General features: G+C 58.3%; 14 protein-coding genes. 7 read left to right on the top strand and 7 right to left on the bottom strand.

Annotated features, from left to right (window positions below):
- Positions 1-165 precede the first annotated feature (165 nt).
- Together NE851_RS27995 and NE851_RS27990 are read left to right on the top strand one after the other, a co-directional pair.
- Positions 166-318, top strand: coding sequence for a hypothetical protein (locus tag NE851_RS27995; RefSeq protein ID WP_009988813.1), 153 nt, complete (start codon positions 166-168; stop codon positions 316-318).
- A 248-nt stretch (positions 319-566) separates the two neighbouring features.
- The gene (locus NE851_RS27990) at positions 567-881 is read left to right on the top strand and encodes a hypothetical protein (RefSeq protein ID WP_132573176.1); all 315 of its coding nucleotides are present in this window, start codon (positions 567-569) and stop codon (positions 879-881) included.
- A gap of 30 nt (positions 882-911) precedes the next feature.
- On the opposite strand, the gene NE851_RS27985 is transcribed toward NE851_RS27990, so the two are convergent.
- Positions 912-1,928 (bottom strand): NAD-dependent epimerase/dehydratase family protein, encoded by a 1,017-nt coding sequence (locus NE851_RS27985; RefSeq protein ID WP_028758584.1) that lies wholly within the window; start codon positions 1,926-1,928, stop codon positions 912-914.
- Positions 1,929-2,211: 283 nt separating this feature from the next.
- Between NE851_RS27985 and NE851_RS27980 the strand changes: the two genes are divergently transcribed.
- Positions 2,212-3,168, top strand: a complete 957-nt coding sequence (locus NE851_RS27980) for an endonuclease/exonuclease/phosphatase family protein (RefSeq protein WP_132573174.1) — start codon at positions 2,212-2,214, stop codon at positions 3,166-3,168.
- Positions 3,169-3,224: 56 nt separating this feature from the next.
- Here the strand turns inward: NE851_RS27980 and NE851_RS27975 are convergent, their stop codons facing one another.
- From NE851_RS27975 to NE851_RS27965, 3 genes are all read right to left on the bottom strand, one after another.
- Positions 3,225-3,530, bottom strand: a complete 306-nt coding sequence (locus NE851_RS27975) for a hypothetical protein (RefSeq protein ID WP_132573325.1) — start codon at positions 3,528-3,530, stop codon at positions 3,225-3,227.
- Between the two features lie 116 nt (positions 3,531-3,646).
- Positions 3,647-5,074 carry a mannose-1-phosphate guanylyltransferase/mannose-6-phosphate isomerase gene (locus NE851_RS27970; RefSeq protein ID WP_047611554.1) on the bottom strand — a complete coding sequence of 476 codons (1,428 nt, stop codon included), beginning with the start codon at positions 5,072-5,074 and terminating at the stop codon, positions 3,647-3,649.
- A 39-nt stretch (positions 5,075-5,113) separates the two neighbouring features.
- Positions 5,114-6,538, bottom strand: a complete 1,425-nt coding sequence (locus NE851_RS27965) for a phosphomannomutase (RefSeq protein ID WP_132573172.1) — start codon at positions 6,536-6,538, stop codon at positions 5,114-5,116.
- A gap of 239 nt (positions 6,539-6,777) precedes the next feature.
- Between NE851_RS27965 and ung the strand changes: the two genes are divergently transcribed.
- The 3 genes from ung (at position 6,778) to NE851_RS27950 (ending at position 9,164) form a co-directional block, all read left to right on the top strand.
- Positions 6,778-7,479, top strand: coding sequence for a uracil-DNA glycosylase (gene ung / locus NE851_RS27960; protein WP_047611549.1), 702 nt, complete (start codon positions 6,778-6,780; stop codon positions 7,477-7,479).
- A 135-nt stretch (positions 7,480-7,614) separates the two neighbouring features.
- Positions 7,615-8,547, top strand: coding sequence for a VOC family protein (locus NE851_RS27955; protein WP_132573170.1), 933 nt, complete (start codon positions 7,615-7,617; stop codon positions 8,545-8,547).
- A gap of 11 nt (positions 8,548-8,558) precedes the next feature.
- On the top strand, positions 8,559-9,164 hold the full coding sequence (locus NE851_RS27950; RefSeq protein WP_132573168.1) for an alpha/beta hydrolase: 606 nt from the start codon (positions 8,559-8,561) through the stop codon (positions 9,162-9,164).
- A 209-nt stretch (positions 9,165-9,373) separates the two neighbouring features.
- Here the strand turns inward: NE851_RS27950 and NE851_RS27945 are convergent, their stop codons facing one another.
- Positions 9,374-9,625, bottom strand: coding sequence for a KTSC domain-containing protein (locus NE851_RS27945; protein WP_029868399.1), 252 nt, complete (start codon positions 9,623-9,625; stop codon positions 9,374-9,376).
- Between the two features lie 613 nt (positions 9,626-10,238).
- Here NE851_RS27945 and NE851_RS27940 point away from each other — a divergent pair.
- Positions 10,239-11,030: a metallophosphoesterase gene (locus NE851_RS27940; RefSeq protein WP_132573166.1), complete on the top strand. Its 792-nt coding sequence runs from the start codon at positions 10,239-10,241 to the stop codon at positions 11,028-11,030.
- Positions 11,031-11,253: 223 nt separating this feature from the next.
- On the opposite strand, the gene NE851_RS27935 is transcribed toward NE851_RS27940, so the two are convergent.
- Positions 11,254-12,582, bottom strand: a complete 1,329-nt coding sequence (locus NE851_RS27935; protein ID WP_132573164.1) for a UDP-glucose dehydrogenase family protein — start codon at positions 12,580-12,582, stop codon at positions 11,254-11,256.
- A 267-nt stretch (positions 12,583-12,849) separates the two neighbouring features.
- Positions 12,850-13,449 (bottom strand): transglutaminase-like cysteine peptidase, encoded by a 600-nt coding sequence (locus NE851_RS27930; protein ID WP_132573162.1) that lies wholly within the window; start codon positions 13,447-13,449, stop codon positions 12,850-12,852.
- Positions 13,450-13,570: the final 121 nt, after the last annotated feature.

Here is a 13,570-nt window from a genome sequence, read left to right as displayed (position 1 = left end):
TCGGGGTCGGCTGCTAACAGGGTAGTGCTGCAATATCGCTAATTTTCACGACACTAATGTGTCTGGTATCAGCCGGCTGCGACCCAAAAGCCTGCCACTTTTTCGTGAAGCCTATGGCCATGTTTTGACACAAAACTGCCTTGCTCTTTCCGTATCGCCGGTTCGATGCGTATTCAGATTTATATCATTGCGCTCCTGCTCAGCGCCATCATGTGGTCGATCTCATTCGATGCGGCCCGGGAATCCTATCATGCCGCGCAAAGCGCGGGATTGATGCCGAACCTGCATATCAACAAGAAGCTGGATCGCATTCTGTAGACTGCGATGTAGCTCCCAGGTCCTTGCCGATTGCGTTCTCGGCCCGCGGCCGGGACCCTGTTTCTTTCTGCGTATCGAGCCCTTCCGGACAGAAAATCAAATTTCTTAAAATTTGACCGATCCGCTTAAAAGCGCTGAAAATACTGATGTGTAGAGTGATCTCATGAAAGCGACCGAAGCGTGGACAGACGCATCGATCGTTTGAAGCCGGGCTGAAAGCCCGCCGATCCGCAAACGGGGACCTCGACATGCGCAGAACTCTTACCGCCATCGCCTTGACCGTGACCATCAGTGCCACTGCCGGGCCGGCCTTCGCTATGGGCCCCGCCAGCCTTGCCCGCGACCTGATGTACACATCCGCCATCGGCCATTCGCCTGAGGTTCCCTTGACCACACGCGCCGGTTTCGTGCGCCCCGGCATTCCCCTCGTCCTGCGCAGCCCCGTGACGGTCGAGGGTGAGGGTTATCGGCTCAAGACCTATTCGCGGAGCCTGACCGTTGTCGTCGACTATATGTTTTCGAAGGCGGTCGATGTCGTGAGCGCGGTGACATTTCTCCGCTGACGGGATCGACTGGAAACAGTTCAGCAATAATTAGGCGCCAAGTTCGCCGCGTACGTCGAGATACCAGTCGACGAAGGCCTTGACGCCGACATCCAGGGTCGTATCCGGCTTGTATCCCGTCAACGCGACGAGCAGATCGGGGGCGGCGAATGTGCGCGGCACATCACCCTTCTGCATCGCCAGCATCTTGCGGATAGCGGGACGGCCGAGCGCCTTTTCCACCGTTTCGACAAAATTCATTAGGCTGACCGGCTGGCCTCCGCCAATATTGACGACACGAAAGGGTGCCTGGCGCGAAAGCGTTTCGATGCCCGCGTCGTCGAGGCGGTTTTCTTCGCTCGGGGTGATTGCCGACAATCTGACGATCGCTTCAATGAGATCGTCGATATAGGTGAAGTCACGGCTCATATTGCCTTCGCCGTAGATCTCGATCGGCTGGTCTTCCAGCATGTTCTTGGCGAATTTGAACAGCGCCATGTCGGGCCGGCCCCATGGGCCATAAACGGTGAAGAAGCGAAAGGCCGTGGTCGGAATCTTGTGAAGATGGGCATAGCTGTGCGCCATCAACTCCATCGATTTCTTCGTCGCGGCATAGATGGTCAGCGGCTCGTCGGCCCGATCGGTCTCGCGAAAGGGGACGGTCTCATTGGCGCCGTAGATCGATGACGTGGAAGCCAGCATCAGGTGACGGACGTCGACGCGCCGCGCGATTTCCATGATGTTCCACGAGCCTTCGACGTTCGAACGGAGATAGGCCTCGGGATTTTCCAGGCTGTAACGCACGCCGGCCTGCGCGGCGAGGTGGATCAGGATGTCGGGCTTGGCTGCCAGAACAGCCGATTCCAGCGCCGGCCGGTCCTCGAGCATTGATATGACGGGTTTGAACGCCGGAAACTGGGAGAGTGCCGCATGGCGCATCTCCTTGAGCTTGATGTTGTAATAGGGAGTGAGGCCATCGAAGCCGGTGACGTCATGCCCTTCCTGCAGCAGGCGCCTGGCCAGATGAAAACCGATAAAGCCGGCCGTACCGGTAATGAAGTAGCGCATTCCCACCTTTTCTCGGCTCCCTGCCGACGGCAAAGAGCCGATTCCGCATCAAAGTGCCCCCACTTACAAGATAAAAAGAGGCCGAGTCGATAGGTCTTTGAAAGAGACGGCAAGAGCTTCGTCTCGGCTGCCGTCGGCCCGCCCGCCGCTGTCTTGCCGGATGACGGCCGGCCGCCGATCTTTGCCGTGCCGGCCAGCCGTCCCTCCCGGGCATTATGCTGCATTGCAACATTGAGGCTTGCATGTTATGGCCGGCTGGTCGTCTGCAAGCAGGTCAGGATCGATGAGAAACATAATCTATTGGATTCTCTGCGCGTTTCTGACCGTTGCCATCTCGATCGTGTCGCTGCGCTATGTGACGAACTTCTGGCTGCTGTCCTTCGTCTACAGCTTTCAACTCCACCTCGGTGTCGTCTTCGTTGCCGCCAGCCTCGTCATTCTGGCCGTCAAAAGGCAGATCTACGGCTTTATCCTTCTGCTTGTCTCGCTTCTTCTCATCGCACACGGCGTCGTCATGCTGCGCGAGTTCTCGCAGGATGGCAGAGCAGCGGACACGCCGCCGCTTTTTCGTCTGATGTCGTTCAACATTGCGATCGATAACTGGAAAAACTCGACCGAAATTACCGATATGGTGATTGCGTCGAATGCCGATGTCGTCAATCTGCTCGAAGCCAAGCCGCTGACATTCCATCTGCAGCAATTGTTCAAGGCCTATCCCTATCATATCGGCTGCGACAGTGGGAAAGATACGTGCGATACGCTGGTGCTGTCCAAGCGCCCGTTCGTCAGCCGGCAGGTCGCAAGCATGGGCAGCCTCCGAAAAAACAGGCTGGTGATATCGAGCGTCGACTTCGGCGGCGAGACCATCAATCTGGTGTCGGCGCACCTGACCAAACCATATTTCGACGATTTCCAGATGGCCGAATTGGAAGATCTCGGCAAAGTGCTGGGTTCGATCGACGGTCCGCTGGTGTTGTCAGGCGACTTCAACTCCTCGGTGATCGCTCCAAGCATCCAAGGTTTTCTGCGTGAACAGAAGCTGAAAACGATCGTGCCGGAACCGGCAACATGGCCGGTTGCCGCCGGCGCGCTCGGGATCGCCATCGACCATATATTTGCCCGCGCGCCGCTTCATCTGCGATCACTGAAACGTCTCGATGACAATCTCGGCTCGAACCATTCAGGCCTTATCGCCGAATTCGTTCTCGACAAGGGTGGCGAAACTTCACCGGCAAAGTGAGCTAGCCGGGGGCAAGATGACCTTGCCCGGGGCAAGAGAGCTTGCCGGGGGCAAAGTCAAAATCTCGTTCTGCCGCCTTTTTTGTCGATCATCTGAAATTTCTCGCCGTCGGTCTTCACGCTGACGCAGTCGGTCGACTTGTTGGGAAACCGGACACACACCTGGCCGTTGGTGATCTTATAGCCATTGGCGTTGCCCTTGCGATATTCGTAACCGTTGCTGCTTTCTTTCAGCTCCGACGTGCCCGGCAGGTGCTGGCGAATTTCAGCCTCGCTTGCGGTTCGCATCTTTCCCGTTTCGGCTAACGCAATTCCCGGCAACATGACTGAAAGAAATCCGGCGAGGGCGGTCATGATACGCATCAGGGGGATATCTCCAGTCATGTCTTTCGGTGCGCCCATTCTACGAGAACTCCGAGAGCGAATTCAACAGCGAAGGTGGTCGCGCCGCAGGCCGACCAGCGGCTGCGGCTGCGATTTTACGTTCTTCCGAACTCATCGACGATACGGATGATGTCGTCTTCGCCGAGATAGGAGCCGGTCTGCACCTCGATGAGTTCGAGGACGATCTTGCCGGGATTGGCGAGACGATGAACTTCGCCGAGCGGAATATAGACGCTCTCGTTCTCGCGCAGCATCCGAACGGTCTCGCCGACTGTCACCTCGGCCGTTCCCTTGACGACGACCCAGTGTTCGGAGCGATGGTGGTGTTTTTGCAGCGAGAGCTTCTTGCCCGGCGTGACGAAGATGCGCTTCACCTGGAAACGATCGCCGTTGAAGATGGAGGTATAGCCGCCCCAGGGACGGTAGGACGTCGGATGGGTTTCGGCGAATTTCGCCGTGGCGGACTTAGAGGCCAGCATCTTGACCAATTGCCCGACATTCTGGCTGTCTTTGAGCGGCCCGACATAGACGGCGTCTTCGCTGGCGATGACGGCGACATCATCCATGCCCTGGACGGCAAGATGCACGCCATGGGTCATGACGAGCGAGTTGCGGGTATTGACGACGGTGGTGTTGGCGGCGGCGACGTTGCCGTTGTCGTCGCGTGCGCCTGATTTCCAGACGGCATCCCAGCTACCCATGTCCGACCATTTGAACGGTGAGGGGACGACAGCCGCCTTGGACGTTTTTTCCATGATCGCATAGTCTATGGAGATATCGGGGCTCTTGGCGAAATGGTCGGCGTCGAGGCGGGTGAAATCGAGGTCGCGGCTTGCTTTCGAAACGGCCTTGCTGGCCGCCTTCAGCACATCGGGCGCATATTCCTGCAGTTCGGCGATGAGCTCCGCCACCGGGAACATGAAGATGCCTGAATTCCAGTAGAAGCCGCCGTCGGCGAGCATCCGTTCGGCCGTTTCCAATGCCGGCTTCTCCACGAAGCGGACGACCTTGTGCGCACCGTTTTCGAGGGCATCGCCGATCTCGATATAGCCGTAACCCGTCGCTGGCTCCGTCGGCGTGATGCCGAAGGTTACGAGCTTGCCGTCGGCAGCGGCGTCGCGGGCGATGCGGATGCAATCGAAATAGCTCTTGTCGGCGAGGATCTCGTGATCCGAGGCGAGCATCTGGATGATGGTGTGCTTGCCAAAGAGGTCAGCTGCAAGCGTTGCGGCCGCGGCCACCGCTGCGGCTGTGTTGCGGGCGACCGGTTCGAGCAGGATCGCTGCGAGCGGGATGGCGCGCTCGCGAGCCTGTTCGGCGACCAGGAAGCGGAATTCTTCATTGGTGACGACGATCGGGGCTTCATAGAGTTCGGGATCGGAAACGCGTTCGAGAGTTTCCTGAAACAACGTCTTGTCGCCGACGAACTGGATGAATTGTTTCGGTGCGGTGGCACGGGAAAGCGGCCAGAGCCGCGTGCCTTTGCCGCCGGCCATGATCACGGGAACGATTTTCTGCGTCATAGGCGGGTTCCTTGAGATAAACGGCTTGTTCGTCACATGTTACCGGGCGCCTGCCCAGTCTCTTATTCGATTGAGCCCTGTCTTCAGCAAGTCCAGGGCTGCAGCTTCGCTGCCGGCCTCCACGTAGCAGCGCATCTCAGGCGCATTGCCGGATGGGCGGAAGTGAATGATCCCGCCATCTCCTAGCGTCACCCGAAGTCCGTCGATATCGGATTTCGCGGCCACCTCGCCGATCGGCTGCAGGAAAGCCCGGAGATTTTCTTCCGAGGCGCGCAGATGCTCCATCAGTGCCGCGCTCGTCTCCACCGGAAAATTCTCCAGCCGATCGGCTGCGGCAAAGGGCAGGTGATAGGAGGCGGCAATGGCTGAGAGCGGCTGCCGGCGGATAGCGGCGAGCGACAGGATTGCGAGCATCGGGACAAAACAATCACGCGTCGGCAAGGCGCGCACGGCTCTGCCGTTGATATCGAAAGGGGTTGCTGTCAGCAGCCCGCCATTGGCTTCAAAGCCCATGACATGATCTTCGCCGGCGGCTACGGCCTCTTCCATACCGGATATGACGAAGGGCGAGCCGACGCGGGTGCGCCTGACGGCGAAAGAGCCTGCGGCCTCGATGCCGGAATTTGACGTAACCGGTGTCACCACCGTCCCGGCGCGCAAGAAATTGGCTGCCACAAGGCCGAGAAGGTCGCCGCGCAAGGGGGCGCCGGTTTCGTCAGCGACCAGCGGACGATCGCCGTCGCCATCGGTCGAGACGATTGCATCGAACTTGTGCTCGGACACCCAGCGCTTCATCAGCGTGATCGTCTCGTCGGAAACAGCCTCGGTATCGACGGGGATGAAACTCTCCGAACGTCCGAGAGCGGTAATCTCAGCGCCGTAATGAGCGAGAACGTCAACCAGCAGATCGCGGGCGACGGTGCTGTGCTGGTAGACGCCGATCTTCAGGCCGGACAGCGCGCCTTGCGGAAGCAGGGCGGCATTGCGTTCAAAAAAGAGCTGCCGGCAGATCGCTTCATGATCCTCCGTCTCGGCCGGCGCCTGCGTCACCGCTTCACCGCTTCGCTCGATCTCGGCCGCCGATGCGGTAATTGCCGTCTCGTCCGATTTGTCGATCTCGCCATCGGGACGATAGAACTTGATGCCATTGCGGTCCGCCGGAATATGCGAGCCCGTAACCATCAGGCATGCGGCGTTGCTCTCGAGGCCATAGAGAGCAAGAGCGGGTGTGGGGACATTGCCGCAGTCGAATATCCGGAAGCCGAGCGCGGCGAGCGCACCTGCACAATTTCCTGAAATTTCGGGGCTTGAATCGCGAAAATCACGGCCGATCAGAATGACGTCGCCGGCCTGCGCCTTGCCGGTCTGCAACAGATATTTGCCGAACGCGGTGGCGTAGAGAGCAGAGGCGCGTCCCTTGAGATCGACTGAAAGTCCGCGAAGGCCGCTCGTGCCGAATTTCATAGGAAGACATGGCTCCGATTGCACGATCAAGTTTCTACTCAGGCCGCCTGCCGGCGTAAACACCAAAGCTCACATATAGTTAAACACGGAGGATGATGTTTCACGCAGGCTTTTGCAATCTTCTCTTGCTGAATTCTGAGGGCGTAGACCCATTGCTGATCCAGCAGGCATTGCAGCGTAGGTCGATTTTGTTAGAACCGTGTGTCTGTTGTTTCGTCCTATGCGAAGGATTTTCCTAGATGAGCGATACATCCGTCAGTCTCGAGGAGAGTTGGAAGGCTGCGCTGGAGGGGGAGTTTTCAAGCCCCTACATGCAACAGCTCAAATCTTTCCTCGTCGCGCAGAAGCAAGTCGGAAAGCGGATTTTCCCCAAGGGCAGCGAATATTTCCGCGCCCTCGATCTGACGCCGATCTCCAACGTCAAGGCCGTCATCCTCGGCCAGGACCCCTATCACGGGCTCGGGCAAGCCCATGGGCTGTGCTTCAGTGTCCGGCCGGGTGTGCGCATCCCGCCCTCCCTCGTCAATATCTACAAGGAGATGGAAACGGATCTCGGCATAGCGCCGGCACGTCACGGTTTTCTCGAGCATTGGGCAAGACAGGGCGTGCTCCTGCTGAACAGCGTGCTGACCGTCGAGGAAGGACAGGCGGCGGCTCATCAGGGCAAGGGATGGGAGCGCTTCACCGACGCCGTCATCCGCAAGGTCAATGATGAATGCGAATCCGTCGTCTTCATGCTCTGGGGTTCCTATGCCCAGCGCAAGGCCGCCTTCGTCGATACGACGCGGCATCTCGTGCTCCGGGCGCCGCATCCCTCGCCGCTTTCGGCCCATAACGGCTTTTTCGGCTGCGGGCATTTTTCGAAGGCGAACGCCTTCCTGCAGTCGCGCGGACGAGAACCGATCGACTGGCAATTGCCGGCTAATCCCCATGAAGCCTAGATGTGAACGTAAGCGAGCATTCGTTCACTAAAAGAAGACAATGCGTTTTGATCTAAGGGTCTGTTCCGCAGGAGCTGCAGCGCGCATCTTAGCCTCATTGAAAGCCCGCAACGGCGGGCATGAAAGGGGTCTCACATGCTCGATCAGATCAAGGGTCTGCACCACGTCACGTCGATGGCGCAGGACGCCCGCACCAACAACCAGTTTTTCACCAATGCGCTCGGCCTGCGCCGGGTCAAGAAGACTGTCAATTTCGACGCGCCTGACGTTTATCACCTTTACTACGGTGACGAGATCGGCACGCCCGGCAGCGTGATGACCTATTTCCCGTTCCCGAAGATGGCGCAGGGCCGTGCCGGCACCGGGGAGGTCGGCACGACTGTGTTTTCCGTTCCGCAAGGCTCGCTCGGCTTCTGGAGCGATCGCTTGGCCGCGCTTGGTCTCGGCGGACTGAAGGCGGAGGAAAGTTTCGGCGAAAAGAGGCTGAACTTCTCCGGTCCCGATGGCGACGGCTTCGCGCTCGTCGAGGTCAGGGATGATGCGCGTCAGCCCTGGACACAGGGCGGCATCAGCGAGGACCATGCCATTCGCGGCTTCCACTCTGTCGCCATGCGGCTGAGGGACGAGGGCGCCACGGCCGAACTCCTGAAGTTCATGGGCTACGAGGTCTCTGAGGAAAGGGATGGCGTCAAGCGGCTGATCAAACCCTCCGGCAATGGCGCGCATCTCATCGATCTCGAAACCATGCCGAACATTGCCCGCGCGCTTCCCGGCGCCGGCTCCGTTCACCATGTCGCCTTCGCTGTCGAAAACCGCGAGAAGCAGCTCGAAGTGCGCAAGGCACTGATGGACACCGGCTACCAGGTCACACCAGTGATCGACCGCGATTATTTCTGGGCGATCTATTTCCGCACGCCGGGCGGTGTGCTGTTCGAGGTCGCGACCAATGAGCCCGGCTTCGATCGCGACGAAGATACGGCCCATCTCGGCGAAGCCCTGAAGCTGCCGCAGCAGCACGCCCATCTTCGCGCGCTGCTCGAGCAGCATCTGCAGCCGCTCGAAGCGTAAGGAGAGGCGATATGACCGAAACCGGATATGTGCACCGGCTGTATGCCGGTGCACCGGATAAACCCATCCTGTTGGTGCTGCACGGCACCGGCGGTGACGAAAACCAGTTCTTCGACTTCGGCCGGCGCCTGCTGCCCGAGGCGACGATTCTCTCGCCGCGCGGAGATGTTTCCGAACATGGCGCGGCGCGATTCTTTCGCCGCACCGGGGAGGGGGTCTACGATATGCCCGACCTTTTGCGAGCGACGGAAAAGATGGCCGCCTACGTCAAGGCGTTTGCCGACGAGCACCGGGCTTCCAAGATTCTCGGCCTGGGTTTTTCAAACGGCGCAAATATTCTTGCCAACGTGCTGATCGAGAAGGGTATCTTCGATGCTGCGGTTTTGATGCACCCGCTCATTCCGTTTCAACCTGAAACCCAGTCGACGCTTGCGGGAAAAAAGGTGCTGGTGACGGCAGGGCAGCGAGATCCGATCGCTCCCGTTCCCATGACCGAGGCGCTGTCCGACCATCTTAAGAGCCGAGGGGCTGATGTCAGGGTGGTCTGGCATCCCGGTGGCCACGAGATTGCGCCGCTTGAGATCAATGCGGTCCGCGATTTTCTCGGCGCTTATTGAAACGTACACCGCTAAAGCGCGTCGCAATCTTTACAGATTCGCTTCTGGCGCTTTAGGTCCTTGGTTTTACGCATGTCATTGTCGCAAAACCGCTGCACACTTTTGGGCGACAAGCTTTAGCTGGCGGGAGACTGATTTGCGGGACCGACGATTGCCGGTCCCGCATCTTTGCTGGCACGATGATCCCATCGTCCGTTATCGATAAGACTTCAGGGGCGAGGAGGATATTTGCCCCTGATTGCCTTCATGTAAAAATTTCCCGGGGATTCCGCCATCGTCAACCCGACGACGACACCCTTGGGAACGCCTTCATATTCTCGTCTCTGACCGTTGGTCAGATAGACCCGTAGATGCCGGCTGTCTTCGTCGTAGGTGATTGCCTCGATAAGTTTCGAATCAACCGCAGTTTCCACTTTGCACCCCGCAATTTTGGATCTGAGATTCCCAATCAAGAATGTCATTCACGCTCGCAACGCACCATCTTTATGCTGCCCCGCGGGGGCGTCAAGCGCGATCTTCTTTAACGTTCATTTTTTCGTGTAGGCTCTCGTTATAGTTGATTAATACAGCTTTTTCGAAGGTTTCTCCTGTGGAAATCCGACAGCCGCGATTCTTCCACTCGGGAAATATTAACCGCAAAGATGACGTGAAACACCATATGCGCTCCGCTTAACGACGGATTAACCGTCATATATTAAAATATAGCGGAATATTAACCGTAGCGCTCTCCCAGATATGAACAATTACAGATTGCTGTTTCTCGCGACGGTAGTGTTACTATCACTGGCGAGTTGCTTGAGTGGGCGTGGCCACGTGCCTCCGACAACCGATCTGCCTGCAAAATTTCGAGAAAGCGCCATCGAAGAGGTCGAGAATGCATTGTCGTCCGTTCACCGCGACACGCAAACCGGTCAGGCGCTACGCGCTCAGGCGAAGACTACGCAGGATTCCCTTGCGCTTTCAATCGGCAGCTACAAGGATGGACAATCATCCTTCACTGAGCCTCATGCCGTTGCGGCGATGGACAAGAGATGGATTGTTTCCGACAGCCCGTCATCCGGTCGGGTCTCATAAATGGGTTACATGTTTAACTATCTAGGGCCGTGGCGACAACAGATACCGATACTGGCTGGCAACCGTAAAAGACGCGCTCGGCTGACGTTTGCCGAAGGCGAATTCGCTGCGGTCTACGCGATGAGCGATGTTCACGGATGTTACAATGAGCTTGTCGAGGCGCATCGCCGCATCGAGGCGGACGCCGCCCGCATTCCGGGACCGAAACTCATCGTCATGCTCGGCGACTATGTCGATCGCGGGCCTGATTCGAGTGCTGTGCTGGAGTTCCTGAGCAAGAGCCCCCCGCCGGGATTTCAGCGGTTCGTCCTGTGCGGCAATCACGATTCGGAACTGGTGCAGCTCTATCGCAAACCGGCGCGCATTCTCGAATGGCTCGGCTTTGCCGGAACGGAGACGTTGCACTCATACGGTATCGATATCGAGCATCTGCTGCAGTCGGCGGCCGGAAGCGAAACGATTGCCCGCGTCATTCGGAACATGATTCCCGAACGGCATATCGAATTCCTGGAATCGCTGCCGATCATGCTGCGGATGGGAAGGCTCCTCTTTGTCCATGCGGGCATCAAGCCGGGCATCGACCTCAAGAAGCAAAAGGACAGCGACCTCATGTGGATCCGTCAGCCCTTCCTGGAGGAAGGGCCGCAGCTTCCCGTCCTCGTGATTCACGGCCATACCCCGGCGCGAACCCCGACATTCGGTCCGCAACGTATCGGCATCGACACCGCGGTTTCGGCGACGGGCCGGCTGACCGTGCTGACGATAAAAGGGACGCGGGTCGGGATCCTCTAGCGCATCATGCTTTCCGAAAATCGGAATCGATTTTCGGAAAGCATGATGCGCAGGTTCAACGTGTTAGAGCGTCCTCTGTGCGTCCGAAAAGGACGCACGGCGCTCTAAATTGACGAGCCCGGTGTCGGCCGAAAACCGCTTACACTGTTTCGACATCACGCTCTAAAAGCAAACGCCGCGGGCTATGCTCCGCGGCGTCAGGACGATCAGATGTTCATCTATTTCAGGAGTGGGTCACGTCCTGGTAGAGATTGGTGCCGATACCGGTATAGGTGAAGCCGTATTTGCGGACCTCGTCGCTGCGGTAGATATTGCGCAGATCGACCAGGATCGGAGCGTGCATCGACTGCTTCAGACGATTGAAATCGAGCGCGCGGAACTGGTTCCATTCGGTGACGATGACAAGCGCATCCGCGCCGGCCGCCGCTTCGTAGGGGCCACTTGCATATTCGATGTTCTCGATCACCTTGCGGGCATTCTCCATGCCCTCGGGATCGTAGCCGACCACCTGGGCCCCGGCGTCCTGCAGGGTCTGGATGATGGCGATCGCCGGGCTGTCGCGCATGTCGTCGGTGTTCGGCTTGAAGGTCAGGCCGAGAATCGCGACCTTCTTGCCGCGAATGTCTCCGCCGACGGCCGAGATGACTTTGCGTCCCATCGCGCGCTTGCGGTTGTCGTTGATCGAGATTGTCGTCTCGATCAGCCGGACCGGCGCGTCGTAATCCTGCGCCGTCTTGGCAAGGGCAAGCGTATCCTTGGGGAAGCAGGAGCCACCGTAACCCGGGCCGGCATGCAGGAACTTGGCGCCGATACGGCCATCGAGACCGATGCCGCGCGAGACGTCCTGGACGTTTGCGTCGACCCGTTCGCAGAGATCGGCGATCTCGTTGATGAAGGTGATCTTCATCGCGAGAAATGCATTGGCTGCATATTTGATCAGTTCCGAGGTGCGGCGGGTGGTGAAGACCAGGGGGGCCTGATTGAGATAAAGCGGACGATAGACCTCAGTCATGGTTTCACGCGCCCGATCGTCGTTCAGCCCGACGACAATGCGGTCAGGGCGCTTGAAATCTTCGATCGCCGCGCCTTCGCGCAGGAATTCGGGATTGGAAACCACGGCGACATCCGCCGCAGGGTTGGTTTCGCGCATGATGCGTTCGACTTCGTCTCCCGTGCCGACCGGAACCGTCGACTTGGTGACGATAACGGTGAAGCCTTCCACGTAGGTGGCAATCTCGCGCGCTGCGGCGTACACATAGGAGAGATCCGCGTGGCCATCGCCACGCCGGGACGGCGTGCCGACTGCGATGAACACGACGTCGGCGCTGCGGACGCTTTCGCCGACATCCGTCGAAAACGACAGCCGGCCGGTGCTGGTATTTTCGGCGACCAGTTGCTCCAGACCCGGTTCGTAGATCGGAATGCGCCCTTCGCGAAGGGCTTCGATCTTGCTCAGATCCTTGTCGACGCAGATGACGTCGTGGCCGAAATCCGCAAAGCAAACGCCTGAAACGAGGCCGACATAGCCTGATCCAATCATCGTGATGCGCATAATTCCCTCAAATCATTAGAGTAGAACGTCATGCTGCGTCGCAGCATGAGTTCGTCTTAGTTAATCTGGACGAAAAGACAATACCGAAGATCGCCTTGGTACCCACATCGGACATCGAACTCCGGGCATCGCAGCTTGCTGCCGGCTACCCCGTCGACAGCCAAAACATAGGTTTATGTGGAAGATATGACAAGTCGAGCCGCTCGTCAGAGCGGCTCGACTTCAATCCGGAAACAGGATCAATCGGTCTGTGTCGTTGCTCGGCTGCTACAGCCGGTACCAGACGTAGGGGTCTGTTCCCGATTGAATCTTGTCCCAGCGCAGGTCGGTCTCGCGCCAGTTCTTGATGGTGCTTTTCCTGTTGTCGAGGACGAGATCGCCCTTGTCGGTTCTGACGACGAGGACCGCATGTCCTTCACCGGAGGGCGTATATGCGGTCGCGATCCGCAACGCGCGCGACGACCAGCCCATCGCTATCAGGCGGCTGCGTTTGGTCAATGCGAAATCTTCGCAGTCGCCGCTGCGCACATTCACTTTCCAGACGTCGCCATTCAGTTCGCTGCGGGAGTCGTTCCGGCCGATCATCGTACGATTGACGGCGGTGTTGACATCCTTCAGTTGCAGCATTTGCTTGTCCGTCAGCGCAATGACTGCCAAGCCATTGTTGTCGCGGCATTCGGCCGGGTTCTGGGCGCAGAACAGCACCTGGGCGAAAGGCGGAATGATCTTGTCTTTTTCCGAGATATAGCTGACCGACGAACTATCGGTCAGACCGCGGGCAAATCCTGCGGGACCGGCGGCAAATGCCGAGCATGCATTGCCGGCTGCAAAGGCCAGTGCCAGAAGTGTAACGACTGTTTTCTTCATCTCTTAAATCCCCGTTACGGGCAACCGATTGAGATCAGGCTTGCCTTTTGTCTCAGTCAATGGCATGGCGATTTAGTGATCTGCCAAGTATTGGCTGCAGAACGTCTGTCCCGTTCCTGCT

Source organism: Rhizobium anhuiense bv. trifolii (assembly GCF_024346605.1).
GTDB classification, from domain to species: Bacteria; Pseudomonadota; Alphaproteobacteria; order Rhizobiales; family Rhizobiaceae; genus Rhizobium; species Rhizobium anhuiense.
The sequence above is the reverse complement of the archived record's forward strand: the minus strand, read 5'-3'. Positions and strand labels throughout refer to the sequence as shown.